This is a genomic window from Burkholderia sp. BCC1208 (assembly GCF_902833095.1).
Taxonomy (GTDB): domain Bacteria; phylum Pseudomonadota; class Gammaproteobacteria; order Burkholderiales; family Burkholderiaceae; genus Burkholderia.
Window position 1 is genome coordinate 223,802 of the sequence record NZ_CADFDY010000006.1, and the last position, 23,981, is coordinate 247,782.

The window sequence follows — 23,981 nt, forward strand, 5'->3', positions numbered from 1 at the left end:
CCATTATTTCTGTTATGCAAAAACGTCTGACATTGCTCGGTTCCACGGGCTCGATCGGAGACAGCACGCTCGATGTGGTCGCGCGCCATCCGGAGCGCTTCTCGGTCTACGCGCTGACCGCGCACCGCAACGGCGACAAGCTCGTCGAGCAGTGTCTGCGCTTCGCGCCTGAAGTGGCGGTGGTCGGCGATGCCGCGACGGCCGCGCACGTCGATGCGAAACTGCGCGCGGCGGGCAGCAAGACGATCGTGCTGCACGGGCCGCAGGCGCTCGTCGACGTGTCGAGGAGCGACGGCTGCGACACGGTGGTCGCGGCGATCGTCGGCGCGGCCGGCCTCGCGCCGAGCCTGGCGGCCGCACGCGCCGGCAAGCGGATCCTGCTCGCGAACAAGGAAGCGCTCGTGATGTCGGGCGCGATCTTCATGGACGCCGTGCGCGACCATGGCGCGATCCTGCTGCCGGTGGACAGCGAACACAACGCGATCTTCCAGTGCATGCCGCGCGACGCGGCCGGGCACGGCGGGATCTCGAAGATCATCCTGACCGCATCGGGCGGCCCGTTCCGCACGCGCGAGCCGGCCACGCTCGTCGACGTGACGCCGGACGAGGCGTGCAAGCATCCGAACTGGGTGATGGGCCGCAAGATCTCGGTCGATTCCGCGACGATGATGAACAAGGGCCTCGAGGTTATCGAGGCGCACTGGATCTTCGGGCTGCCGGGCGACCGGATCGACGTGCTGATCCATCCGCAGAGCGTGATCCATTCGCTCGTGTCGTACCGCGACGGCTCGGTGCTCGCGCAGCTCGGCAACCCCGACATGCGTACGCCGATCGCACACGCGCTCGCATTCCCCGAGCGCGTCGACGCGGGCGTCGATCAGCTCGACCTCGCGCAGATCGCCCAGCTGTCGTTCGAGAAGCCCGATTACGCGCGCTTCCCGTGCCTCGCGCTCGCGCTGAAGGCACTCGAGGAAGGCGGTATCGCGAGCGCCGCATTGAACGCGGCGAACGAAGTGGCGGTCGAAGCATTTCTCGAGCGCCGGATCGGCTTCATGGCGATCGCGGCGACGGTCGACGCGGTGCTCAACACGCTGCCGAACCGCGCGCCCGACGGGCTCGACGACGTCCTCGCGGCGGATGCCGAGGCTCGCCGCCTCGCCGCCGCGATCATTGCAAAAGCGCCTGCGCCACGCGTGGAGCGTACGGTCTGAATGGGGTGCTCATGAACGTGCTGGTCGAACTGGTCGCGTTTGCGGTGGCGATCGGGATACTGGTCGTCGTGCATGAGTACGGACATTATCGTGTCGCGCGCTGGTGCGGCGTGAAGGTGCTGCGTTTCTCGATCGGTTTCGGCCAGCCCGTCGCGCGCTGGGTCAGCCGCAGGACGGGCACCGAGTGGACGCTGTCCGTGCTGCCGCTCGGCGGCTACGTGAAGATGCTCGACGAGCGTGATCCGGGCCCCGGCATCCCGCCCGAGGAGCTCGGGCAGGCATTCAATCGCCAGTCGGTCTACAAGCGTATCGCGATCGTCGCGGCCGGGCCGATTGCGAACTTCCTGCTGGCAATCGCGCTGTTCTCCGTCGTATTCGCCACCGGCGTGACCGAGCCGACCGCGATCGTCGCGCCGCCGGCCGCCGGCACCGCGGCGGCGCGCGCGGGTTTCGACGGCAGCGAGACGGTCGTGTCGATCCGCGACGCGCAGGGTGGCGAGTCCGAACCGGTGCGATCGTGGTCGGACCTGCGCTGGAAGCTGCTGTCGGCCGCATTCGACCATCGCGAGGTCGTGCTCGGCGCGCGCGACGGCAATGCGACGACGTTCGATTTCCGCGTCGACCTGCGTAACGTGCCCGACAGCCAGCTCGACGACGACTTCATGGCCCATCTGGGCTTCGAGGCTGGCGGCGGCACGTTGTCGGTCGCGTCGGTGCAGCCGGGCAGCGCGGCGGAGCGGGCGGGCCTGACAGTCGGCGACAAGCTGGTCGCGCTCGACGGCAAGCCGATCGGCGGCGCGGCGCGCTTCATCGATACGGTGAAGCACCATGCGGGGCAGCCGCTCGACCTGCAGATCGAGCGCAACGGCGCCGTGCGGACGGTGTCGATCGTGCCGCAGATGCAGCGCGACGACGAATCCGGGCAGCAGGTCGGCCGGATCGGCGCGGCGCTGTCGATGCACGCGCCGTCGGTGGACGTGCGCTACGGGCCGATCGAGAGCCTGCGGCTCGGCGCGCACCGCACGTGGGACATTTCCGTGTATTCGCTGAAGATGTTCGGGCGCATGATCACGGGCAACGCGTCGCTGAAGAACCTGTCCGGCCCGGTGACGATCGCCGACTACGCAGGCAAGAGCGCGCGGCTCGGCCCGTCGGCGTTCCTGTCGTTCCTCGCCCTTGTCAGCATTAGCCTTGGCGTCCTGAACTTGTTGCCGATTCCCGTTTTGGACGGGGGGCATCTGTTATATTATGCGGTTGAAGCCGCGACCGGGAAAGCCGTCTCGGAGCGCTGGCAGCTGATTCTGCAAAGAGCCGGGTTGATCTGCATCGTCGCATTGTCGGCGATCGCGCTGTTCAACGATCTGGCTCGGTTAATCCATTTCTGAAGCGTCAGGCGGCGGCCGCTGGCCAGCCGCCCGATTTGATGCAGCTAAATACTGGGGATGCATGTTGTTCAAACCTCATCGCTTTGTACCTAAGACAGTTGCAGCGGCCGCGCTCGCCGCGCACGGCCTCGCGGCGCATGCAGCGGCACCGTTCGTGGTGCAAGACATCAAGATCGAGGGGCTGCAGCGCGTCGAAGCGGGTTCGGTGTTCGCCTATCTGCCGATCAAGCAGGGCGATACCTTCACGGACGACAAGGCATCCGAAGCAATCCGCGCGTTGTACGCGACGGGCTTTTTCAACGACGTTCGCATCGCCACGCAGGGCAACGTCGTGATCGTGCAGGTGCAGGAGCGTCCGGCCATCGCGTCGATCGACTTCACCGGCACGAAGGAATTCGACAAGGACAACCTGACGAAGGCGCTGCGCGCGGTCGGCCTCGCCGATGGCCGCTACTACGACAAGGCGCTCGTCGACAAGGCGGAGCAGGAGCTCAAGCGCCAGTACCTGACGCGCGGCTTCTATGCGGCCGAGGTCAAGACGACGATCACGCCGGTCGACGCGAACCGCGTGTCGATCCTGTTCGCGGTCGCCGAAGGCCCGAGCGCGAAGATCCGCCAGATCAACTTCATCGGCAACAAGGCGTTCAGCACCAGCACGCTGCGCGACGAGATGCAGCTGTCGACGCCGAACTGGTTCTCCTGGTACACGAAGAACGACCTGTACTCGAAGGAAAAGCTCACGGGCGACCTCGAGGCCGTGCGTTCGTACTACCTGAACCGCGGCTACCTCGAGTTCAACATCGAGTCGACCCAGGTGTCGATCTCGCCGGACAAGAAGGACATGTACCTGACGGTCACGCTGCACGAAGGCGAGCCGTACACGGTGTCGGGCATCAAGCTGTCGGGCAACCTGCTCGATCGCGAGGCCGAACTCAACAAGCTGATCAAGATCAAGCCGGGCGACCGCTTCTCGGCCGAAAAGCTGCAGCAGACCACCAAGTCGATCGTCGACAAGCTCGGCGAATACGGCTATGCATTCGCGACCGTCAACGCGCAGCCGGACATCGACCAGGCGAACCACAAGGTGAACCTGAACCTCGTCGTCGACCCGAGCCGCCGCGTGTACGTGCGCCGCATCAATGTGGTCGGCAACACGCGCACGCGCGACGAAGTGGTGCGCCGCGAAATGCGCCAGCTCGAAAGCTCGTGGTTCGACTCGAACCGCCTCGCGCTGTCGAAGGACCGCGTGAACCGTCTCGGCTACTTCACCAACGTCGACGTGACGACGGTGCCGGTCGAAGGCACGAACGACCAGGTCGACGTGAACGTGAAGGTCGACGAAAAGCCGACCGGCGCGATCACGCTGGGCGCCGGCTTCTCGTCGACGGACAAGGTCGTGCTGTCGGCCGGCGTGTCGCAGGACAACGTGTTCGGTTCGGGCACGAGCCTGTCGGTGAACGTCAACACCGCGAAGAGCTATCGTACGCTGACCGTCACGCAGGTCGACCCGTACTTCACGGTCGACGGCATCAAGCGGATCACGGACGTCTTCTACCGTACGTACCAGCCGCTCTACTATTCGACGAGCTCGAGCTTCCGGATCATCAGCGCGGGCGGCAACCTGAAATTCGGCATTCCGTTCTCGGAAGTCGACACCGTGTACTTCGGCGCGGGCTTCGAGCAGAACCGCCTCGACGTCGATTCGAACACGCCGCAGAGCTACCAGGATTACGTGAACGAGTTCGGCCGCGTGTCGAACACGGTGCCGCTGACGGTGGCGTGGTCGCGCGATGCGCGCGACAGCGCGCTGATTCCGAGCCGCGGCTACTTCACGCAGGCGAACATGGAGTACGGCGTGCCGGTCGGCAAGATCCAGTACTACAAGGCCGACCTGCAGGCGCAATACTACTATTCGTTCTCGCGCGGCTTCATCCTGGGCCTGAACCTGCAGGGCGGCTACGGTAACGGTATCGGCAACCCGTACCCGATCTTCAAGAACTACTACGCGGGCGGTATCGGCTCCGTGCGTGGCTACGAGCCGAGCTCGCTGGGCCCGCGCGACACGAAGACGAACGACCCGATCGGCGGTTCGAAGATGCTGGTCGGCAACATCGAGCTGACGTTCCCGCTGCCGGGCACGGGTTACGACCGCACGCTGCGCGTGTTCACGTTCCTCGACGGCGGTAACGTGTGGGGCAATGCGCCGGGCGGCACGAGTACGGGCTCCAACGGCCTGCGCTACGGCTACGGTGTGGGTCTCGCATGGATTTCGCCGATCGGCCCGCTGAAACTGAGTCTCGGCTTCCCGCTGCAGAAGCACGAAGGCGACCAGTACCAGAAATTCCAGTTCCAGATCGGGACGGCGTTCTGACCGAACGCATGACAACAGCAACGAGAGGGTAATTTTGCTAACCGGTAAGTTTTCGAAACGAGTGATGTGCGCGCTGACCGTTGCGCTGGCCCTGGGCGCGGCAACGGTGCACGCACAGGACGTCGCCCGCATCGCGGCGGTCAATTCGGATCGGATCCTGCGCGAGTCGGCGCCCGCGAAAGCGGCGCAGACGAAGCTCGAAGCCGAGTTCGCGAAGCGCGACAAGGATCTGCAGGATCTGGCGGCGCGTCTGAAGTCGATGTCCGATTCGCTGGACAAGGGCGGCACGTCGCTGTCGGCGGCCGATCGCGCGCAGAAGCAGCGCGATCTCGCTCAGCTCGACACCGACTTCCAGCGCAAGCAGCGCGAGTTCCGCGAAGACCTGAACCAGCGTCGCAACGAGGAACTGGCGGCCGTGCTGGAGCGGGCGAACAAGGTCATCAAGCAGATCGCCGAGCAGCAGAACTACGACCTGATCGTGCAGGAAGCCGTGTACGTCAGCCCGCGCATCGACATCACCGACAAGGTGCTCAAGGCGCTCGCGTCCGGCTCGACGAACTGAACGGAGCAGACGACGAATGGCATTGACGCTCGATGAACTCGTAAAGCGGTTCGGCGGCGAGATCGCCGGCGATGCACAGTGCACGGTCGGCGGCCTCGCGCCGCTCGACCAGGCAGGCCCTCAGCAACTCGCGTTTCTTGCGAACCCGAAGTACCTGTCGCAGGTCGAGACGACCCGCGCCGGCGCGGTGCTGATCGCGCCGAAGGATCTCGAAAAGCTGGGTGCGGCCGCCAAAGCCCGCAATTTCATCGTGACGCCGAATCCGTACGCGTACTTCGCGCGCGTCGCGCAGATGTTCATCGATCTCGCCATGCCGCCGCGCGCGGCCGGCGTGCATCCGAGCGCGACGATCGATCCGGCGGCGAAGGTCGCCGCGACCGCGGTGATCGGCCCGCACGTGACGGTCGAGGCCGGCGCGGTGATCGAAGACGGCGTACAGCTCGACGCGAACGTATTCGTTGGCCGCGGCACGACGATCGGCGCCGGCTCGCATTTCTATCCGAACGCATCGGTGTACCACGGCTGCAAGATCGGCCCGCGCGCGATCGTCCATTCGGGCGCCGTGATCGGCTCGGACGGCTTCGGCTTCGCACCGGATTTCGTCGGCGACGGCGACGCGCGCACCGGCAGCTGGGTCAAGATCCCGCAGGTCGGCGGCGTGACGATCGGCCCGGACGTCGAAATCGGCGCGAACACGACGATCGACCGCGGCGCGATGGCGGATACCGTCATCGAGGAATGCGTGAAGATCGACAACCAGGTCCAGATCGGCCACAACTGCCGGATCGGCGCGTACACGGTGATCGCCGGCAGCGCCGGCATCGCGGGCAGCACGACGATCGGCCGCCATTGCATGATCGGCGGCGCGGCGGGGATCGCCGGCCACGTGACGCTCGGCGATTATGTGATCATCACCGCGAAGTCGGGCGTATCGAAGTCGCTGCCGAAGGCCGGCATCTATACCAGCGCGTTCCCGGCCGTCGACCACGGCGAATGGAACAAGAGCGCCGCGCTCGTGCGCAACCTCGACAAGCTGCGCGAGCGCATCAAGGCGCTCGAAGCCGCGCTCGCCGCCCAGGGCGGCACCCACGCCTGAGCGCATCATGCGAGACCACGAACCGGGCACGGCCAGCGCAACCGGCCCGGTTTGTCAGACTGGGCCGCGCGGCGGCCCGCTTCAGCCTTTGCATCACCACCGCGCAGCCTCTGCGTGAGACGAACCATCATGAGCACTGAAAAAATCAATCTCGACATCCACAAGATCCTCACGCTGCTGCCGCATCGCTACCCGATTCTGCTCGTCGATCGCGTGCTCGAACTCGAGCCGCACAAAGGGATCAAAGCGCTGAAGAACGTGTCGATCAACGAGCCGTTCTTCCAGGGGCACTTCCCGAAGCGGCCGGTGATGCCGGGCGTGCTGATCCTCGAGGCGCTCGCCCAGGCCGCGGCGCTGCTGACGTTCGCGGAAGAGACGCCGAAGGATCCGGAAAACACGCTGTATTACTTCGTCGGGATCGACGGTGCCCGCTTCAAGCGCGTGGTCGAACCGGGCGACCAGCTGATCCTGAACGTGACGTTCGAGCGCTACATCCGCGGCATCTGGAAATTCAAGGCGGTGGCGGAAGTGGACGGCAAGGTGGCGGCGGAAGCCGAACTGATGTGCACGGTCAAGACGGCCGACGCGGCGCCCTGAGCGACGCGGCACGCATGGGTAACGTAACGCGAGCAACGCGACACATCATATCGAGAGGCAACGGCGCATGACCAGGATTCATCCTACCGCGATCGTCGAGCCGGGCGCGCAGATCGACGAATCGGTCGAGATCGGCCCGTACGCGATCGTGGGCCCGCACGTCACGATCGGCGCGCGCACGACGATCGGCTCGCACAGCGTGATCGAAGGCCATACGACGCTCGGCGAGGACAACCGCATCGGCCATTACGCGTCGGTCGGCGGCCGTCCGCAGGACATGAAGTACAAGGACGAACCGACCCGGCTCGTGATCGGCAATCGCAACACGATCCGCGAATTCACGACGATTCACACGGGCACCGTGCAGGACGTCGGCGTGACGACGCTCGGCGACGACAACTGGATCATGGCCTATGTGCACATCGGCCACGACTGCACCGTCGGCAGCCACGTGATCCTGTCGAGCAACGCGCAGATGGCGGGCCACGTCGAGATCGGCGACTGGGCGATCGTCGGCGGCATGTCGGGCGTGCACCAGTTCGTGCGCATCGGCGCGCATTCGATGCTGGGTGGCGCATCGGCGCTCGTGCAGGACATTCCGCCGTTCGTGATCGCGGCGGGCAACAAGGCCGAGCCGCACGGGATCAACGTCGAAGGGCTGCGCCGGCGCGGCTTCTCGGCCGACGCGATCTCGGCGCTGCGCAGCGCGTACCGCGTGCTGTACAAGAACGGCCTGTCGCTCGAGGAAGCGAAGGTGCAACTGAGCGAGCTCGCGCAAGCGGGCGGCGAAGGCGATGCACCGGTGAAGGCGCTCGTCGAGTTCGTCGTCGCGTCGCAACGCGGCATCATCCGCTAGGCGATGCCGCTCCCGACCAACCAGCTCCGGCTCGCGATGGTGGCCGGCGAGCCGTCGGGCGACCTGCTCGCGGCGTCGCTGCTCGGCGGCCTGCGCGAGCGGCTGCCCGAATCGGCCCAGTATTACGGGATCGGCGGGCCGCGCATGATCGCGCAGGGCTTCGACTCGCACTGGCAGATGGACAAGCTGACGGTGCGCGGCTATGTCGAGGCGCTGGGCCAGATTCCCGAGATCCTGCGGATTCGCGGCGAACTGAAGCGCCAGTTGCTCGCCGAGCGGCCGGATGCGTTCATCGGCGTCGATGCGCCCGATTTCAACTTCAACGTCGAACAGGCCGCGCGCGACGCGGGCATCCCGTCGATCCACTTCGTGTGCCCGTCGATCTGGGCGTGGCGCGGCGGCCGGATCAAGAAGATCGCGAAGTCCGTCGATCACATGCTGTGCCTGTTCCCGTTCGAACCGGCGATTCTCGACAAGGCCGGCGTCGCATCGACCTACGTCGGCCATCCGCTCGCCGACGACATTCCGCTCGAACCCGACACGCACGGCGCGCGCATCGCGCTGGGTCTGCCGGCCGACGGTCCCGTGATCGCGGTGCTGCCGGGCAGCCGGCGCTCGGAGATCGCGCTGATCGGCCCGACGTTCTTCGCGGCGATGGCGCTGATGCAGCAGCGCGAGCCCGGCGTGCGGTTCGTGATGCCGGCCGCGACGCCTGCACTGCGCGAACTGCTGCAGCCGCTCGTCGACGCGCACCCGCAGCTCGCGTTGACGATCACCGACGGCCGTTCGCAGGTCGCGATGACGGCCGCCGACGCGATCCTCGTGAAGAGCGGCACCGTCACGCTGGAAGCCGCGCTGCTGAAGAAGCCGATGGTGATCTCGTACAAGGTGCCCTGGCTGACCGGGCAGATCATGCGTCGGCAGGGCTACCTGCCGTATGTCGGCTTGCCGAACATCCTGGCGGGGCGCTTCGTCGTGCCCGAACTGTTGCAGCATTTCGCGACGCCCGAGGCGCTGGCCGATGCGACGCTCACGCAACTGCGCGACGACGCGAACCGCCGCACGCTGACCGAAGTATTTACCGAAATGCATCTTTCGCTGCGGCAGAACACGGCCGCGAAGGCGGCCGAGGCCGTCGTGCGCGTGCTCGAACAACGCAAGGGGCGCGCATGACCGCGGTCCGTGCACCCCGCCGCCGCGCGTCGAGCGACGGGCAGGGCGGTTTCGATTTCAGCCGTCCGGACGAGATCGTCTGCGGTGTCGACGAAGCAGGCCGCGGCCCGCTCGCGGGTCCGGTGGTGGCCGCCGCGGTGATTCTCGATCCGGCCCGGCCGATCGACGGGCTCGACGATTCGAAAGTGCTGTCGGCGAAGAAGCGCGACATGCTGTACGACCTGATCGTCGCGCGTTCGCACGCGTATTGCGTCGCGTCGGCGAGCGTCGACGAGATCGATACGCTGAACATCCTGCACGCGACGATGCTCGCGATGAAGCGGGCCGTCGAGGGGCTGTCGGTGCTGCCGACGCTCGCGCAGATCGACGGCAACCGGTGCCCGACGCTGACCGTGCGTGCCGAGGCGATCGTCAGCGGCGACGCGCTCGTGCCGAGCATCTCGGCCGCATCGATCCTCGCGAAGGTCACGCGCGACCGGATGCTGGTCGACCTGCACGAACGCTTCCCGGTGTACGGCTTCAACGTGCATGCGGGCTACGGCACCGCGAAACATCTTGCCGCATTGCGCGAGCACGGCCCGTGCGAAGCGCATCGGCGCTCGTTCGCGCCCGTCCGTGAAGCGCTCGATCTGATTCGATGAAAAGCATTACTTCCCGCGACAACCCGCTGTACAAGCGCCTGAAGGCGCTCGCGGGTTCGACGCCCCATCAGCGCCGCAGCGGCCAGGCGCTGCTCGAAGGGTTCCACCTGGCGAGCGCGTACCTCGATACGGGTGCGACACCCGAGCTGTGCGTCACGACCGAAGGCGCGCTCGGCCACGCCGAGGCGCAGGCGATCGTCGCGCGTATCGACGCGCAGCGGATCGTCACGCTGCCGGACGCGCTGTTCGGGCAGTTGTCGAACGTCGTCAACGGCGTCGGCTTCCTGCTGCTGGTCGATCGGCCGGCGCAACCGCTGCCCGCACGCGTGACGCACACGTCGGTCGTGCTCGACGGCGTGCAGGATGCCGGCAATGTCGGTTCGATCCTGCGCAGCGCGGCGGCGGCCGGCGTGCGTCACGTGTTCTGCGCGCCGGGGACGGCCTATGCGTGGTCGTCGAAGGTGCTGCGTTCGGGCATGGGCGCGCATTTCCTGCTGTCGATCCATGAGGATATCGAAGCCGCGTCGCTTGCCGAGCGCCTCGCCGTACCGGTCGCGCTGACCGACTCGCACGGCGCGCAGGCGGTCTACGACTGCGACCTGTCGGGGCCCGTTGCATGGGTGTTCGGCAACGAAGGCGCCGGCGTGTCGGCGTTCTGGCGCGACGCGGCCACGCATCGCGTGACGATTCCGCAGCCGGGCGGGATGGAGTCGCTGAACGTCGCCGCGGCGGCGGCAGTTTGCCTGTTCGAGCAGGTGCGGCAGCAGCGACCGGCGTGACGCCGCGCGCGCATTTGCCGTAAAACGAAACAAGGCCGCGTTTGACGCGGCCTTGTTGCTTTCGGCGACGGCCGGACGGCCGTCGGCGCGCTCGCGCTCAGTAGGACTGCCGGTCGAGGCGGATTTCCTGCAGGATCGTCGTCGCGATTTCCTCGATCGACTTGTGCGTCGACGACAGCCACTTGATCCCTTCGCGGCGCATCATCGCCTCGGCCTCGTTGATCTCGTAGCGGCAGTTCTCGGGCGCTGCATACTTGCTGCCCGGCCGGCGCTCGTTGCGGATCTCCGACAGGCGCTGCGGGTCGATCGACAGCCCGAACAGCTTGTCGCTGTACGCCGACAGCGCCGACGGCAGCTTGCCGCGTTCGAAATCCTCCGGAATCAGCGGATAGTTGGCTGCCTTCACGCCGTACTGCATCGCGAGATACAGGCTCGTCGGCGTCTTGCCGCTGCGCGACACGCCGACGAGGATCACGTCGGCCTCCGACAGGTTGCGGTTCGACTGGCCGTCGTCGTGCGCGAGCGAGAAGTTGATCGCCTCGATTCGCGTCTTGTATTCCTCGGTGTCCGCATTCTGGTGGCCACGGCCCATCGCGTGGCTCGACTTGAGTTCCAGTTCCTGCTCGAGCGGTTCGACGAAGCGCTGGAACATGTCGAGCACGAGCGCGTTCGAGCGCTTGACGATGTCGTTCGATTCGCTGTCGACGAGCGTCGTGAACACGATCGCGCGGCGGCCGTCGTGCACGGCGGCCTCGTTGATCTTCTCGACGGTCGCATAGGCCTTGTCGAGCGAGTCGACGAACGGCACGCGCACGAGGCGGAATTTCTGGTCGAACTGGGAGAGGATCGAATGCGCGAAGGTTTCGGCAGTGATCCCGGTGCCGTCGGAGACGATGAATACGGTAGGCAGCATGAATCTGGACGTCGAGCGTGAAGGGCGGTTGCGCGGGCGGCTGGAGGTGCGCCTCCAGACCCAGTGACAAGGTCGCGCCACATCCGGCAGCCGGCACGGTAGAATAGCGGCAACCTGTTGGATAAGCAATTGCGGGGGCGGGGCGCGAACGGCGCCCGGTGGCTGGGCCGCGCGATTTCCGAATTCCCGGCAAGTCTGGCGATTTGTCTGCAAATATCGCCCTTCTGCCGGGATTTTTGCAAATCGGGGTCGGGAGATTTCCGCCGCTGCGAGTGTTTATCTAACAGGTTGCGCAAGACGCGCCGCGCCTTTTTGCAAGCGCCCGCGTTCGAGCCCACTTGCGCGATCGAGTATTTTTTTCACACTTAGGGGCTTGTATGACTAACGCAGCAAACGTCGCAAAGGACCAGGCGTATGTAATTCCGTTCGAGCAGTTGCGGATGACCGATGTGGAGATCGTGGGCGGCAAGAATGCGTCGCTCGGCGAGATGATCAGCCAGCTTTCCGAAGCAGGCGTTCGCGTACCCACCGGTTTCGCCACGACCGCGCTCGCGTTCCGCGATTTCCTCAAGCACAACGACCTGACCGATCGTATCGCCAAGCGTCTCGAGTCGCTCGACATCGACGACGTGAAGGCGCTCGCCGAAGCCGGCGCCGAAATCCGCAAGTGGATCGTCGATGCGCCGCTGCAGGCGCGCCTCGAGCAGGAAATCCGCGAGCAGTTCGAAGTGCTGAAGAACGGCTCGCCGGGCGAGCTGTCGTTCGCCGTGCGCTCGTCCGCGACCGCGGAAGACCTGCCCGATGCGTCGTTCGCCGGCCAGCAGGAGTCGTATCTGAACGTCGTCGGCATCGACGACGTGCTCGACCGCATGAAGCACGTATTCGCGTCGCTGTACAACGACCGCGCGATCTCCTACCGCGTGCACAAGGGCTTCACTCACGCCGAAGTCGCGCTGTCGGCCGGTGTGCAGCGCATGGTCCGCTCGGACGTCGGCGCCGCCGGCGTGATGTTCACGATCGATACCGAATCGGGCTTCAAGGACGCCGTGTTCATCACGTCGAGCTACGGCCTGGGCGAAACCGTCGTGCAGGGCGCGGTGAACCCGGACGAGTTCTACGTGTTCAAGACGACGCTCGCGCAGGACAAGTACCCGATCATCCGCCGCTCGATCGGCTCGAAGCTGATCAAGATGGAATTCACGCAGCCGGGCGAGCCGGGCCGCGTGAAGACGGTCGACGTGCCGCACGAGCAGCGCAACCGCTACTCGATCACCGACGAGGACGTGATCGAGCTGGCGAAGTACGCGGTCATCATCGAGAAGCACTACCAGCGTCCGATGGACATCGAGTGGGGCAAGGACGGCCGCGACGGCAAGATCTTCATCCTGCAGGCACGTCCGGAAACGGTGAAGAGCCAGGCAACGGGCAAGGCCGAGCAGCGCTTCAAGCTGAAGGGCCAGTCGCAGGTGCTCGCGACGGGTCGTGCGATCGGCCAGAAGATCGGTGCGGGCCCCGTGCGCGTGATCCAGGATCCGTCGGAAATGGAACGCGTGCAGCCGGGCGACGTGCTGGTGGCCGACATGACCGATCCGAACTGGGAGCCGGTGATGAAGCGTGCGGCGGCGATCGTCACGAACCGTGGCGGCCGCACCTGCCACGCGGCGATCATCGCGCGTGAGCTCGGCGTGCCGGCAGTCGTCGGCTGCGGCGATGCGACCGACATCCTGAAGGACGGCGCGCTCGTCACCGTGTCGTGCGCGGAAGGCGACGAAGGCAAGATCTACGACGGGCTGCTCGAGACGGAAGTCACGGAAGTGCAGCGCGGCGAACTGCCGGAAATCCCGGTCAAGATCATGATGAACGTCGGCAACCCGCAGCTCGCGTTCGACTTCTCGCAACTGCCGAACGCCGGCGTGGGCCTCGCGCGTCTCGAGTTCATCATCAACAACAACATCGGCGTTCACCCGAAGGCGATTCTCGAGTACCCGAACATCGACCAGGACCTGAAGAAGGCGGTCGAGAGCGTTGCGCGCGGCCACGCGTCGCCGCGTCAGTTCTACGTCGACAAGCTGACGGAAGGCGTCGCGACGATCGCGGCGGCGTTCTATCCGAAGCCCGTGATCGTGCGTCTGTCCGACTTCAAGTCGAACGAGTACAAGAAGCTGATCGGCGGTTCGCGTTACGAGCCGGACGAGGAAAACCCGATGCTGGGCTTCCGCGGCGCGTCGCGCTACATCGCCGACGATTTCGCGCAGGCGTTCGAGATGGAATGCCGTGCACTGAAGCGCGTGCGCGACGAGATGGGCCTGACCAACGTCGAGATCATGGTGCCGTTCGTGCGGACCGTGAAGCAGGCGGAGCGCGTCGTCGGCCTGCTCGACAAGTTCGGCCTGAAGCGCGGCGAAAACGGCCTGCGTCTCGTGATGATGTGCGAAGTCCCGACCAACGCGATCCTCGCCGAAGAGTTCCTGGAACACTTCGACGGTTTCTCGATCGGCTCGAACGACCTCACGCAGCTCACGCTCGGCCTCGACCGCGATTCGGGCATGGAACTGCTGGCAGTCGACTTCGACGAGCGCGACCCGGCCGTCAAGTTCCTGCTGAAGCGTGCGATCGATACCTGCCGCAAGATGGGCAAGTACGTCGGTATCTGCGGCCAGGGCCCGTCCGATCACCCGGACTTCGCGCAGTGGCTGACCGACGAAGGCATCGCGTCGATCTCGCTGAACCCCGACACGATCATCGATACGTGGCAGGCGCTCGCCAACCGGAAGTAACGGTCGGTCATGCCTTTTCATTGAAGGAGCGGCACCATCGCTCCTTCAATGAAGGCAAAATGCAAGGTTCATGCTATAAACACCCCGGTAAGCACCGGGGTGTTTTTGTTTGTCGGTACGTGTCGAACCGTCCCAGGCGTACCGGCCGCCCCTCCGGGGCAGTGAACGAGAGTGAGCATGGGGCCGTTTTCCGGGAGACCACAATGATGTCGGGGCATCTGTTCTGGTGGGGCGGGGTGGGTGTGCTGGTCGTCGCCGAGTTGCTGACGGGCACGTTCTATCTGTTGATGATCGCGCTCGGCTTTCTCGCGGGCGGGTTGTTGCACCTGGCCGGTTTCGCGCCGCACGTGCAGTTCGGCGCGGCGGCCGCGGTCGCGATCGTTGCGATGATCGTGCTGCGTCGCTCGGGGCTCGGCCGCAAGCAGAAGCGCGACACGTCGACGAATCCCGACGTCAATCTCGATATCGGCTCGACCGTCACGGTCGACGCGTGGCGTGACGGCCGCGCGCGCGTGCAGTATCGCGGGGCCGACTGGGACGTCGAACTCGCGCACGGCGAGCGCGACGATGCGCACGTGTACCAGGTGAGCGCCGTGCGCGGCAATTGCCTCGTGGTCGTGGCGAAACCCGCGGGCTGATCGTCCGCTGATACAACAAGGAGGAAATATTCATGGATTCGCTGATCATCTGGGTTGTCCTGCTCGTCATGGCGATCGTGATCGTGTCGAAGACGGTGAAGATCGTCCCGCAGCAGCATGCGTGGGTGCTCGAGCGCTTCGGGCGCTACCACGCGACGCTGTCGCCCGGCCTCAATATCGTGCTGCCGTTCGTCGATCGCATCGCGTACCGGCACATACTGAAGGAGATTCCGCTCGACGTGCCGAGCCAGGTCTGCATCACGCGCGACAACACGCAGTTGCAGGTCGACGGCGTGCTGTATTTCCAGGTGATGGATCCGATGAAGGCGTCGTACGGGTCGAGCAACTTCGTGCTCGCGATCACGCAGTTGTCGCAGACGATGCTGCGCTCGGTGATCGGCAAGCTCGAGCTCGACAAAACCTTCGAGGAGCGCGATTTCATCAACCACAGCATCGTGTCGGCACTCGACGACGCCGCGGCGAACTGGGGCGTGAAAGTGCTGCGCTACGAGATCAAGGATTTGACGCCGCCGAAGGAGATCCTGCACGCGATGCAGGCGCAGATCACCGCGGAGCGCGAAAAGCGTGCGCTGATTGCCGCGTCCGAAGGCCGCAAGCAGGAGCAGATCAACCTCGCGTCGGGTGCGCGCGAAGCCGCGATCCAGAAGTCCGAAGGCGAGCGGCAGGCGGCGATCAACCAGGCGCAGGGCGAAGCCGCCGCGATTCTGGCGGTGGCCGAGGCGAACGCGCAGGCGATCCAGAAGATCGCGAGCGCGATTCAGTCGCAAGGCGGGATGGACGCGGTGAACCTGAAGGTCGCCGAGCAGTATGTCGGCGCGTTCGCGAATCTCGCGAAGCAGGGCAACACGCTGATCGTGCCGTCGAACCTGTCGGATCTCGGCACCGCGATCTCGTCGGCGCTGACGATCGTCAAGAGCGCGGGGGCGGCGTCCGGCGCGAAGGGCTGAGCCCGATGATCGATGCGCGCGCGGCTGCCGCGTGCGCCGCGCCGTGCGGCGAATCGTCGCGCCGCCGGGTGACTAGCCGGTGCGATTCAGGGAGTCCAAAGCAACACGGCCCGCTTCGAGCGGGCCGTGTCGTTTGCGATGAACGTTGCGTGCGTCAGGTGCCGGCGCGCATGATGCGCGCCTTCTCGCGTTCCCAGTCGCGTTTCTTCTCGGTTTCGCGTTTGTCGTGCAGCTTCTTGCCCTTCGCGAGCGCGATGTCGCATTTCACGCGACCGCCCTTGTAGTGGAAGTTCAGCGGCACGAGCGTGTAGCCGCGCTGCTCGACCTTGCCGATCAGCTTCTTGATTTCCTCGCGGTGCAGCAGCAGCTTGCGCGTGCGAACCGGGTCGGGCTGGATGTGCGTCGAGGCTTCGGGCAGCGGGCTGATATGGGTCCCGATCAGAAAGATCTCGGCGTTCTTCACCACGACGTAGCCTTCCTTGATCTGGCCGCGTCCGGCGCGCAGCGCCTTGACTTCCCAGCCCTCAAGCACCAGCCCCGCCTCGTAGCGTTCCTCGATGTGATAATCGAAGTGCGCTTTCCTGTTATCGATGATGCTCATGAAAGGATCGGGCCAAGTCGTTTAAAATCACGATTTTAGCAAAGCGGGGCGAGAATCGCCCGGCTTGGCTTTCCCACTTCAAGCGATGCCGCGCGATTTATGGCAGATGTCCAGAAAACCGTATTGATCCGTCACTCGGCGGAACAGATGTTCGACCTCGTCACCGACGTGGCCGATTACCCCAATTTCCTGCCCTGGTGCGGCGGTGTCGAGATTCGCCGTCAGGACGAGAGCGGAATGGAAGCGCGCATCGACATCAACTTCAAGGGCATCAAGCAGCATTTCGCGACGCGCAACACGCAGCAGCGCCCGACGCGGATCGACATGGAGTTCACGGACGGCCCGTTCAAGAAATTCACGGGCTCGTGGCGTTTCACGGTGCTGCGCGCTGATGCGTGCAAGATCGAATTCGCGCTGCACTACGAGTTTTCGAGCATCCTGCTCGAGAAGATCATCGGGCCGGTGTTCAGCCACATCGCGAACACGTTCGTCGATTCGTTCGTGAAGCGCGCGGACCAGCGCTACGGAAAGGGGTGACGCGATGCTGTCGATCGAAGTCTGCTACGCACTGCCGGAGCGCCAGACGCTGATTCCGCTGTCGCTGCCCGAAGGGGCGACCGTGCGCTCGGCAATCGACGCGAGCGGCGTGCTCGCGCTGCACCCGGAGATCGATCTCGCGCACGCGAAGACGGGCGTCCACGGCAAGCTCGCGCCGCTCGATGCGCCGCTCGTCGATCACGACCGTGTCGAGATCTACCGTCCGCTGATCGTCGATCCGAAGCTTGCGCGCCAGCGGCGTGTCGACAAATCCCGCCGCGACGGCTCGATCGAGGGCCGCAAGTGGCTGCACAAGGACGCGCGCTGACGCGTTGTTCGCCCGGATTGGTCGGATCGAACGCCGCGGCGCTCAGTGGGCCGCGGCGTTTGCGTTTGTGGGCGCGCTGCCCGGCGTGTCGCCATGCCGTCGCACCGAGCCGTATACGCCGGCGAGCAGCAGCACGAGTGCGGCGATCTCGAGCGCATGCGGCATCCGCCGGTCGTACACGAACGCGTACAGCATCGCGAACACGGTTTCGAACACGATCAACTGACCCGACAGCGTGAGCGGCAGCCGCTTCGACGCGGCGTTCCACAGCCCGTTGCCGAGCCACGACGCGCCGATCGCGAGCACGAGATTCAGCAGCCAGAACAACTGCCAGCGCGATGCCGGGACGGCCGCCTGCACCATGCCGGCCGGCAGCGCGAGGATCGCCAGCCAGCAGAGCCCGCCGAGCAGGCCCGTCACGACACCCCACAGCACCGACCATTCGTTGCCGCCGAAGCGGTGATGGCGTTGCAGGTATCGTGTGTTCGCTACCGCATACCAGGTCCAGCTCGCGAGCGCGCCCGCCGCGCAGGCGATGCCCGCGAGCTTCCGAGCGAGCGTCGTCGCGTGCGCGGCGTCGGACGTAAACAGGTCGACGTTGATGCAGACGATGCCCGCGATCACCAGCGCGAGCGGGGCGGCGAGCCGCCGCAGCGGCACGGCGCCGCGCTCGCCGAGGCCCGCGAGCGTGACGGTCACGGGCAGCACGCCGACGATCAGCGAACTGGGCGCGATGCCGATCAGGTGCACGGCGCCGGACAGCAGCACGTAATACGCGACGTTGCCGACGATGGCGAGCTTCACCAGTGCGGCGAGATCCTCGCGAGTCAGCCGTGCGAGCAGCGAGCGGGTGGCGGGCAACGCGGCCGCGAGCGACACGAGGCCGTACATCGCGTAGCGGCCGGCGCTCAGCAGCAGCGGCGAGAAATCGGTCAGCAGCCGCGGAACGAGAAACACCATGCCCCACAGGGCGCCTGCCAGGACACCGTACACCACGCCGCGCCGCATCGACCGCTCCGAACAAATGACCGAGGTGCGCGCATCTTAGCGATGCCGCCACGGCGGCGTCTTGTTCATTCCTGCACTCGGAGCATGGTTCGGCGCGTCGCGCGGCTTCGACGGGCGGCGAATCAGTCCTCTACCGGATCGGGTGTCGCTTCTGTGCCGTCGGTGGCGGCACGCGTGCGCGCCGGGCGGCGCACGGTACGCAGCTTGCCGCTGTTGCCGCCGCCGCAGTAGAAGCGGTCATGACCGTCGGATTCAAGCCCCGCGACGCCGACGCCGGCCGGCATGTCGATCTGCTCGAGCACCTGGCCCGTGCGCGGATCGATGCGCCGCAGGTCGCTCTGGTCGGCTTCCCACGTGCCGTGCCACAGCTCGCCGTCGACCCACGTCACGCCGGTGACGAAGCGGTTCGATTCGATCGTGCGCAGCACGGCGCCCGATTGCGGATCCACCTGATGAATCTTGCGTTCGCGGTACTGGCCGACCCACAGCGTGCCTTCCGCCCACGCGAGCCCCGAATCGGCGCCGCCGCCGGGCGCCGGAATCGTCGCGAGCACGCGGCCCGATTCGGGATCGATCTTCTCGATGCGGTCCTCGACGATCTGGAACAGGTGGCGGCCGTCGAACGCGGTGCCCGCGTGCGCGGCGACGTCGAGCGAACGGACTGTCGTGCCGCGCTCGGGGTCGAGCGCATTCAGCTTGTCGCCGGACGCGTACCACACGTGCTGCCCGTCGAACGTGACGCCGTGCACGCCGTCGACACCCGGAAACGGGCCGTACTCGCGAAGGATGTCTGCAGTGGAGCGTTTCATGTTCGTCACCTCGTTGTTCGATGGGGCCATCCTAATCTCCCGGCAGCGCAACCGGGAGTAACAAGGTCGTCGCGAATCCGGGCAGCGGCGGCGTCATCCAGCGGCGCGCGCGCCCGCGGCCGAGCGCCTGAACCTTGCCGGTTTCCGCGAGCGCATCGAGCGCGCGTTGCACGGTGCGCTGGCTGGCGCCAAGTGCGAGCGCCAGCGCGGAGCTCGACCACGCTTCGCCGTCGGCGAGAAGCGCGAGCACGGCCGCATGGCGATCGTCGACCGGGCGCGCGAGGACGATGGTTTCGCGCACGCCGAGCGGTTCGAGCGCGAAGCCGCGCGGCGTCGCGACGACGTTCGCGAGCGGGCGCAGCACCGCGCGCAGCCGGCCCATTTCGACCCGCAGCCGCGCGCGATGCGATTCGTCGGCCTGTTTCGCACGGAACGCGGCGGCGACGAGTGCGTTTCTCGACACGTCGGCCGGCCACGCCTCGCCGAGCGCACGCGCGAGCACGAACAGCACTGGACGCCGCGCGAGCGATACGGTCGTGCGCGCGTCGCGCACCGTGTGGCGGCACGCGTCGACGACGAGCGCATTCGACTCGAACAGCGCCTCGACTTCGTCGAGCGGGACGAGCCGCGACGTGCCGCGTGCGATGAGCCGCGCGGCCGGTGCGTCGAGCACGCGCGCCGCGGTGTCGACCTCGGCCGTCAGCGCGGCGATGCCGGCGGCGCGGGCGGCCGTCCGCGCCCGGGCAAGTGCCGCGCGGGCCGCCTGCGTGCGAATGCGGCGCATCGCGATGCCGGCCGCGATCAATTCATGGGCGGCGCGCGACGCGGGCGGCAGCGGTGCGGGATCGAGATGCGCGAGCAGCCGCTCGGCCTCGTCGAGATGACCGATCAGCAGCAACCGGCGCACGCCGAGATAGCGGGCATGCGCGGCGTTCGCGCGGTCGCCGTGCGCGTCGAGCGTCGCGCAGGCCGCATCGAGCGCACGCGTCGGCCAGTGCAGGTCGCGCGACGCGAGCGCGATCTCGGCCTCCGCGACGACGCAGCGCGCCCGTGCGATCGCTTCCTTCGCGCCGAATGCCCGTGCGGCGCCGCGCACGAGCGCTCGCGCCCGTTCGAAATCGCCGAGTTGCGCGAGCGCGATTCCGCGTAGCGCGAGCGCCGGCGCATCGTCGCGCAGCGCGACGCGGTTCAGCGCACCGAGCGCGTCACCGGCCGCGAGCGCGCGCGCGGCCGCCGTGATCAGCGAATCCATTCGAATCCCGACACACTTGTCACTCCCTCCGGTCCGATGCCCGGCACTAATCTAGCACCACGCACACGGCTCCGTACGCCGTGCCCGGATACCCATCGGAAGGAGCAACCCGCAATGACGACTCATCTCACCGGAACACGCGACGCATGGCTGGTCGAACGCCGCGCGCTGCTCGACGCGGAAAAGGCGCTGACGCGGCAAAGCGACGAACTCGCGCGGCGGCGCCAGGCGCTGCCGTGGGTGCGCGTCGACAAGACCTACCGATTCGATACCGAAGCCGGACAGGCGACGCTCGACGACCTGTTTCGCGGCCGTTCGCAACTGCTCGTCTATCACTTCATGTTCGGTCCCGACTACAAGGCGGGCTGCCCGTCGTGCTCGGCGCTCGCCGACGGCTTCGACGGCTTCGCCGTGCATCTGGCGCACCACGACGTGACGCTCGCAGCCGTGTCGCGCGCGCCGCTCGCGAAACTGCTCGCGTACCGGCAGCGGATGGGGTGGACGTTTCCGTGGGCGTCGTCGGTCGGCAGCGATTTCAACTTCGACTTCAACGTGTCGTTCACCGAAACGCAGCAGCGCGCGGGCGACGTCGAATACAACTATGCGCGGGCCGGCCACGCGATGGACATGGATCCGCCGCCGGCGCCCGTCGTGCAGTTCGCGGCCACGTGCGGCACCGATGCGGCCACGTATTCGCGCGACCGGCCGGGGATGAGCGCGTTCGTGCGCGAGGACGGCGCCGTCTATCACACGTATTCGACCTACGCGCGTGGCCTCGACGGATTGTGGGGGATGTACCAGTGGCTCGATCGCGCGCCGCGCGGCCGCAACGAGGCCGGCCCGTGGTGGCGCCGTCACGACGAGTACGCGCGCGGCTGATCGGCCGGCTGCGAGCGGGAGCACGCGATGACACGGCCGACAACCGGCGAGACGGCCGCCGATCCGCGGGCATTCGGCGTGGCGGTCGCGGCCGTGTTCGCGGTCGCCGCGATGGCGTGGCTGGGGCAGCACGCATCGATGGCCGCGATGGGCGGCGAGCCGATGCCCGGCGGCTGGATGGCCTCGGCCGCCTGGCTGCGGCCGTGCGGTCAGGGCGCCGGGCGCGCGTTCGCGGCGTTCGCCGGAATGTGGGGCGCGATGACGGTGACGATGATGCTGCCCGTGCTCGCGCCGCAGCTCTGGCATTACCGGCAGCGCATCGGCCCGCGGACGGCGCGCTCGGCCTGGCTCGTCGTCGTCGCGGGGGCGGGATATTTCTCGGTCTGGATGGCGCTCGGAGCGCTCGTGTTTCCGGCCGGCCTCGCACTGACGGCGGCCGCCGCCCGGCTACCGGCGCTCGCCCGTGCGATGCCCTTCGTGGCCGGCGCCATCGTGCTGGCCGCGGGCGCGTTGCAATTCTCCGGATGGAAGGCGCGCCGGCTGGCGTGCTGCGGGCACGGCCGGCAGGCGGCGGCGCACGCACACCAGTCGCGAGCGTCGTCCGTCACGGCATGGTGGTACGGCGTGCGCGCTGCCATCCGGTGCGGGGCGTGTTGCGGCAACCTGATGGCGATCGCGCTGGCGGCCGGCATGATGGATCTGCGCGTGATGGCCGCCGTGACGGCGGCGATCGCCGCCGAACGCGTTGCGCCGGCCGGCGGGCGCGTCGCGAGGGTCGTCGGTTGCGGGGCGGCGGCGGGCGGCATGGCGATGATCGTCCGCGCGGCCGGGCTGGCGTGACGCACGGCAGGCAAGCCGCTTCGGCGGGTCGCCGGGCGCGCCGTGCGCGGCCGCTTCCGCCGCGGCCGCTTCCGCCGCGGCCCTGCGGCCCTGCCGCGACGCGGGCACTTGCCGCCCAGCCGCCGGTTGCGCGAATGGCTCGATGCGGCGATGAAACGAAAAGCGATCGAAAGCGAACCGAACGGCGATCCGAACGATTCGGCCCCCGAACGGCCGGAACCGGCTAAGCCGTTGTTCGTGTTGTGAAAATTCGTGGCGCTTCGCGTATAATTCGCTTTTGCGCCCATAGGATTTGCCATGCGTCTGATCCAAAAAGCACTCACTTTCGATGACGTGCTCCTCGTTCCCGCCTTCTCCGACGTTCTCCCGCGCGACACCAGCCTCAAGACCAAGCTGACCCGCAACATCTCCCTGAACATGCCGCTCGTGTCCGCCGCGATGGACACGGTCACCGAAGGTCGCCTCGCGATCGCGATGGCGCAGCAGGGTGGCGTCGGTATCGTCCACAAGAACCTCACGCCGGCCGAACAGGCCCGCGAAGTCGCGAAGGTCAAGCGTTTCGAGTCGGGCGTCGTCCGCGACCCGATCACGGTGCCGCCGCAAATGAAGGTGCGCGACGTGATCGCGCTGTCGCGCCAGCATGGCATCTCGGGCTTCCCGGTCGTCGAAGGCCCGCAGCTCGTCGGCATCGTTACGAACCGCGACCTGCGTTTCGAAACGCGCCTCGACGAGCCGGTCAAGTCGATCATGACGCCGCGCGAGCGCCTCGTCACGGTCAAGGAAGGCACGCCGCTTGCCGAAGCGAAGGCGCTGATGCACAGCCACCGCCTCGAGCGCGTGCTGGTCGTCAACGACGCGTTCGAACTGCGCGGCCTGATGACCGTCAAGGACATCACGAAGCAGACCGAGCACCCGGACGCGTGCAAGGACGAACACGGCAAGCTGCGCGCAGGCGCGGCGGTCGGCGTCGGTCCGGACAACGAAGAGCGCGTCGAGCTGCTGGTGCAGGCCGGCGTCGACGTGATCGTCGTCGATACCGCGCACGGTCACAGCAAGGGCGTGCTCGAGCGCGTGCGCTGGGTCAAGCAGAACTTCCCGCACGTCGAGGTGATCGGCGGCAACATCGCGACGGCCGCCGCCGCGAAGGCGCTCGTCGAATACGGCGCGGACGCGGTCAAGGTCGGTATCGGCCCGGGTTCGATCTGCACGACGCGGATCGTCGCGGGCGTCGGCGTGCCGCAGATCAGCGCGATCGCGAACGTGTCGGAAGCGCTGAAGGGCACCGGCGTGCCGTGCATCGCCGACGGCGGCGTGCGCTTCTCGGGCGACGTGTCGAAGGCCCTCGCGGCCGGCGCGAACGCGGTGATGATGGGCAGCATGTTCGCGGGCACCGAAGAGGCGCCGGGCGACGTGTTCCTGTACCAGGGCCGCCAGTACAAGTCGTATCGCGGCATGGGTTCGGTCGGCGCGATGAAGGACGGCGCGGCAGACCGCTACTTCCAGGACAACTCGGCGAACATCGACAAGCTCGTGCCGGAAGGCATCGAAGGCCGCGTCGCGTACAAGGGTTCGGTCAACGCGATCCTGTTCCAGCTGGTCGGCGGCGTGCGCGCCAGCATGGGCTACTGCGGCTGCAAGACGATCGACGAGCTGCACGAGAAGGCCGAATTCGTCCAGATCACCGCGGCGGGCATGCGCGAGTCGCACGTGCACGACGTGCAGATCACGAAGGAAGCACCGAACTATCACGTGGACTGATC

General features: G+C 66.8%; 23 protein-coding genes. 18 read left to right on the forward strand and 5 right to left on the reverse strand.

Annotated elements, in window-relative coordinates; translation table 11 throughout:
* The first annotated feature begins 14 nt into the window (after nucleotides 1–14).
* The 10 genes from HWX09_RS16060 (at nucleotide 15) to HWX09_RS16105 (ending at nucleotide 10,671) form a co-directional block, all read left to right on the forward strand.
* Entirely contained in the window at nucleotides 15–1,211 is a 1,197-nt protein-coding gene (locus HWX09_RS16060) for a 1-deoxy-D-xylulose-5-phosphate reductoisomerase (RefSeq protein ID WP_027784768.1), read from the forward strand.
* An 11-nt stretch (nucleotides 1,212–1,222) separates the two neighbouring features.
* Nucleotides 1,223–2,596, forward strand: coding sequence for an RIP metalloprotease RseP (rseP, locus tag HWX09_RS16065; protein WP_027784767.1), 1,374 nt, complete (start codon nucleotides 1,223–1,225; stop codon nucleotides 2,594–2,596).
* 61 nt (nucleotides 2,597–2,657) lie between these two features.
* Complete coding sequence (gene bamA / locus HWX09_RS16070) at nucleotides 2,658–4,967, forward strand: outer membrane protein assembly factor BamA (RefSeq protein ID WP_034185424.1); 2,310 nt, start codon at nucleotides 2,658–2,660, stop codon at nucleotides 4,965–4,967.
* Between the two features lie 64 nt (nucleotides 4,968–5,031).
* Nucleotides 5,032–5,529 carry an OmpH family outer membrane protein gene (locus HWX09_RS16075; RefSeq protein ID WP_034185423.1) on the forward strand — a complete coding sequence of 166 codons (498 nt, stop codon included), beginning with the start codon at nucleotides 5,032–5,034 and terminating at the stop codon, nucleotides 5,527–5,529.
* A gap of 16 nt (nucleotides 5,530–5,545) precedes the next feature.
* A complete protein-coding gene (gene lpxD / locus HWX09_RS16080; RefSeq protein ID WP_027784764.1) occupies nucleotides 5,546–6,625 on the forward strand; it encodes a UDP-3-O-(3-hydroxymyristoyl)glucosamine N-acyltransferase in 1,080 nt (359 codons plus the stop codon).
* A gap of 129 nt (nucleotides 6,626–6,754) precedes the next feature.
* A complete protein-coding gene (fabZ, locus tag HWX09_RS16085) occupies nucleotides 6,755–7,222 on the forward strand; it encodes a 3-hydroxyacyl-ACP dehydratase FabZ (protein WP_027784763.1) in 468 nt (155 codons plus the stop codon).
* Nucleotides 7,223–7,289: 67 nt separating this feature from the next.
* Nucleotides 7,290–8,078 (forward strand): acyl-ACP--UDP-N-acetylglucosamine O-acyltransferase, encoded by a 789-nt coding sequence (gene lpxA / locus HWX09_RS16090; protein WP_027784762.1) that lies wholly within the window; start codon nucleotides 7,290–7,292, stop codon nucleotides 8,076–8,078.
* Nucleotides 8,079–8,081: 3 nt separating this feature from the next.
* Nucleotides 8,082–9,251, forward strand: coding sequence for a lipid-A-disaccharide synthase (gene lpxB / locus HWX09_RS16095; protein WP_027784761.1), 1,170 nt, complete (start codon nucleotides 8,082–8,084; stop codon nucleotides 9,249–9,251).
* Nucleotides 9,248–9,892, forward strand: coding sequence for a ribonuclease HII (rnhB, locus tag HWX09_RS16100; RefSeq protein WP_027784760.1), 645 nt, complete (start codon nucleotides 9,248–9,250; stop codon nucleotides 9,890–9,892). The genes lpxB and rnhB overlap by 4 nt, the downstream gene beginning before the upstream one ends.
* Nucleotides 9,889–10,671 carry an RNA methyltransferase gene (locus HWX09_RS16105; RefSeq protein WP_027784759.1) on the forward strand — a complete coding sequence of 261 codons (783 nt, stop codon included), beginning with the start codon at nucleotides 9,889–9,891 and terminating at the stop codon, nucleotides 10,669–10,671. The genes rnhB and HWX09_RS16105 overlap by 4 nt, the downstream gene beginning before the upstream one ends.
* A gap of 97 nt (nucleotides 10,672–10,768) precedes the next feature.
* Here HWX09_RS16105 and HWX09_RS16110 read toward each other — a convergent pair whose 3' ends face one another.
* The gene (locus HWX09_RS16110; RefSeq protein WP_027784758.1) at nucleotides 10,769–11,584 is read right to left on the reverse strand and encodes a pyruvate, water dikinase regulatory protein; all 816 of its coding nucleotides are present in this window, start codon (nucleotides 11,582–11,584) and stop codon (nucleotides 10,769–10,771) included.
* A gap of 377 nt (nucleotides 11,585–11,961) precedes the next feature.
* Here HWX09_RS16110 and ppsA point away from each other — a divergent pair, with 377 nt between their 5' ends.
* From ppsA to HWX09_RS16125, 3 genes are all read left to right on the forward strand, one after another.
* A complete protein-coding gene (gene ppsA, locus HWX09_RS16115; RefSeq protein ID WP_027784757.1) occupies nucleotides 11,962–14,361 on the forward strand; it encodes a phosphoenolpyruvate synthase in 2,400 nt (799 codons plus the stop codon).
* A gap of 203 nt (nucleotides 14,362–14,564) precedes the next feature.
* The gene (locus HWX09_RS16120; RefSeq protein ID WP_027784756.1) at nucleotides 14,565–14,999 is read left to right on the forward strand and encodes an NfeD family protein; all 435 of its coding nucleotides are present in this window, start codon (nucleotides 14,565–14,567) and stop codon (nucleotides 14,997–14,999) included.
* Nucleotides 15,000–15,031: 32 nt separating this feature from the next.
* Nucleotides 15,032–15,967, forward strand: coding sequence for an SPFH domain-containing protein (locus HWX09_RS16125; protein WP_027784755.1), 936 nt, complete (start codon nucleotides 15,032–15,034; stop codon nucleotides 15,965–15,967).
* Nucleotides 15,968–16,121: 154 nt separating this feature from the next.
* Here the strand turns inward: HWX09_RS16125 and smpB are convergent, their stop codons facing one another.
* Nucleotides 16,122–16,568, reverse strand: a complete 447-nt coding sequence (gene smpB / locus HWX09_RS16130) for an SsrA-binding protein SmpB (RefSeq protein WP_027784754.1) — start codon at nucleotides 16,566–16,568, stop codon at nucleotides 16,122–16,124.
* Between the two features lie 99 nt (nucleotides 16,569–16,667).
* On the opposite strand from smpB, the gene HWX09_RS16135 reads away from it, so the two are divergent.
* The gene (locus tag HWX09_RS16135; RefSeq protein ID WP_027784753.1) at nucleotides 16,668–17,105 is read left to right on the forward strand and encodes a type II toxin-antitoxin system RatA family toxin; all 438 of its coding nucleotides are present in this window, start codon (nucleotides 16,668–16,670) and stop codon (nucleotides 17,103–17,105) included.
* 4 nt (nucleotides 17,106–17,109) lie between these two features.
* A complete protein-coding gene (locus HWX09_RS16140) occupies nucleotides 17,110–17,433 on the forward strand; it encodes an RnfH family protein (protein ID WP_027784752.1) in 324 nt (107 codons plus the stop codon).
* Between the two features lie 42 nt (nucleotides 17,434–17,475).
* Here the strand turns inward: HWX09_RS16140 and HWX09_RS16145 are convergent, their stop codons facing one another.
* The 3 genes from HWX09_RS16145 to HWX09_RS16155 all read right to left on the reverse strand — a co-directional run bounded on the left by HWX09_RS16145 (nucleotide 17,476) and on the right by HWX09_RS16155 (nucleotide 20,502).
* Complete coding sequence (locus HWX09_RS16145; protein ID WP_027784751.1) at nucleotides 17,476–18,441, reverse strand: DMT family transporter; 966 nt, start codon at nucleotides 18,439–18,441, stop codon at nucleotides 17,476–17,478.
* 122 nt (nucleotides 18,442–18,563) lie between these two features.
* Nucleotides 18,564–19,250, reverse strand: coding sequence for a hypothetical protein (locus HWX09_RS16150; RefSeq protein WP_027784750.1), 687 nt, complete (start codon nucleotides 19,248–19,250; stop codon nucleotides 18,564–18,566).
* Between the two features lie 31 nt (nucleotides 19,251–19,281).
* Nucleotides 19,282–20,502 carry a hypothetical protein gene (locus HWX09_RS16155; protein ID WP_027784749.1) on the reverse strand — a complete coding sequence of 407 codons (1,221 nt, stop codon included), beginning with the start codon at nucleotides 20,500–20,502 and terminating at the stop codon, nucleotides 19,282–19,284.
* 114 nt (nucleotides 20,503–20,616) lie between these two features.
* Between HWX09_RS16155 and HWX09_RS16160 the strand changes: the two genes are divergently transcribed.
* The 3 genes from HWX09_RS16160 to guaB all read left to right on the forward strand — a co-directional run bounded on the left by HWX09_RS16160 (nucleotide 20,617) and on the right by guaB (nucleotide 23,979).
* Nucleotides 20,617–21,381, forward strand: coding sequence for a DUF899 domain-containing protein (locus tag HWX09_RS16160; protein ID WP_027784748.1), 765 nt, complete (start codon nucleotides 20,617–20,619; stop codon nucleotides 21,379–21,381).
* 27 nt (nucleotides 21,382–21,408) lie between these two features.
* Complete coding sequence (locus tag HWX09_RS16165) at nucleotides 21,409–22,221, forward strand: DUF2182 domain-containing protein (RefSeq protein ID WP_027784747.1); 813 nt, start codon at nucleotides 21,409–21,411, stop codon at nucleotides 22,219–22,221.
* Between the two features lie 297 nt (nucleotides 22,222–22,518).
* Complete coding sequence (gene guaB / locus HWX09_RS16170) at nucleotides 22,519–23,979, forward strand: IMP dehydrogenase (protein ID WP_027784746.1); 1,461 nt, start codon at nucleotides 22,519–22,521, stop codon at nucleotides 23,977–23,979.
* The last annotated feature ends 2 nt before the right edge of the window (nucleotides 23,980–23,981 follow it).

Bases quoted from the DNA above. Each gene is read 5' to 3' on its own strand.
- bamA (WP_034185424.1), top strand. From the start codon at position 2,658: ATGTTGTTCAAACCTCATCGCTTTGTACCTAAGACAGTTGCAGCGGCC.
- HWX09_RS16125 (WP_027784755.1), top strand. From the start codon at position 15,032: ATGGATTCGCTGATCATCTGGGTTGTCCTGCTCGTCATGGCGATCGTG.
- HWX09_RS16110 (WP_027784758.1), bottom strand. From the start codon at position 11,584: ATGCTGCCTACCGTATTCATCGTCTCCGACGGCACCGGGATCACTGCC.
- HWX09_RS16150 (WP_027784750.1), bottom strand. From the start codon at position 19,250: ATGAAACGCTCCACTGCAGACATCCTTCGCGAGTACGGCCCGTTTCCG.
- rseP (WP_027784767.1), top strand. From the start codon at position 1,223: ATGAACGTGCTGGTCGAACTGGTCGCGTTTGCGGTGGCGATCGGGATA.
- HWX09_RS16135 (WP_027784753.1), top strand. From the start codon at position 16,668: ATGGCAGATGTCCAGAAAACCGTATTGATCCGTCACTCGGCGGAACAG.
- lpxD (WP_027784764.1), top strand. From the start codon at position 5,546: ATGGCATTGACGCTCGATGAACTCGTAAAGCGGTTCGGCGGCGAGATC.
- HWX09_RS16165 (WP_027784747.1), top strand. From the start codon at position 21,409: ATGACACGGCCGACAACCGGCGAGACGGCCGCCGATCCGCGGGCATTC.
- fabZ (WP_027784763.1), top strand. From the start codon at position 6,755: ATGAGCACTGAAAAAATCAATCTCGACATCCACAAGATCCTCACGCTG.
- ppsA (WP_027784757.1), top strand. From the start codon at position 11,962: ATGACTAACGCAGCAAACGTCGCAAAGGACCAGGCGTATGTAATTCCG.
- lpxA (WP_027784762.1), top strand. From the start codon at position 7,290: ATGACCAGGATTCATCCTACCGCGATCGTCGAGCCGGGCGCGCAGATC.
- HWX09_RS16160 (WP_027784748.1), top strand. From the start codon at position 20,617: ATGACGACTCATCTCACCGGAACACGCGACGCATGGCTGGTCGAACGC.
- rnhB (WP_027784760.1), top strand. From the start codon at position 9,248: ATGACCGCGGTCCGTGCACCCCGCCGCCGCGCGTCGAGCGACGGGCAG.
- HWX09_RS16105 (WP_027784759.1), top strand. From the start codon at position 9,889: ATGAAAAGCATTACTTCCCGCGACAACCCGCTGTACAAGCGCCTGAAG.
- HWX09_RS16140 (WP_027784752.1), top strand. From the start codon at position 17,110: ATGCTGTCGATCGAAGTCTGCTACGCACTGCCGGAGCGCCAGACGCTG.
- guaB (WP_027784746.1), top strand. From the start codon at position 22,519: ATGCGTCTGATCCAAAAAGCACTCACTTTCGATGACGTGCTCCTCGTT.
- HWX09_RS16075 (WP_034185423.1), top strand. From the start codon at position 5,032: ATGTGCGCGCTGACCGTTGCGCTGGCCCTGGGCGCGGCAACGGTGCAC.
- HWX09_RS16060 (WP_027784768.1), top strand. From the start codon at position 15: ATGCAAAAACGTCTGACATTGCTCGGTTCCACGGGCTCGATCGGAGAC.
- smpB (WP_027784754.1), bottom strand. From the start codon at position 16,568: ATGAGCATCATCGATAACAGGAAAGCGCACTTCGATTATCACATCGAG.
- HWX09_RS16145 (WP_027784751.1), bottom strand. From the start codon at position 18,441: ATGCGGCGCGGCGTGGTGTACGGTGTCCTGGCAGGCGCCCTGTGGGGC.
- lpxB (WP_027784761.1), top strand. From the start codon at position 8,082: ATGCCGCTCCCGACCAACCAGCTCCGGCTCGCGATGGTGGCCGGCGAG.
- HWX09_RS16120 (WP_027784756.1), top strand. From the start codon at position 14,565: ATGATGTCGGGGCATCTGTTCTGGTGGGGCGGGGTGGGTGTGCTGGTC.
- HWX09_RS16155 (WP_027784749.1), bottom strand. From the start codon at position 20,502: ATGGATTCGCTGATCACGGCGGCCGCGCGCGCGCTCGCGGCCGGTGAC.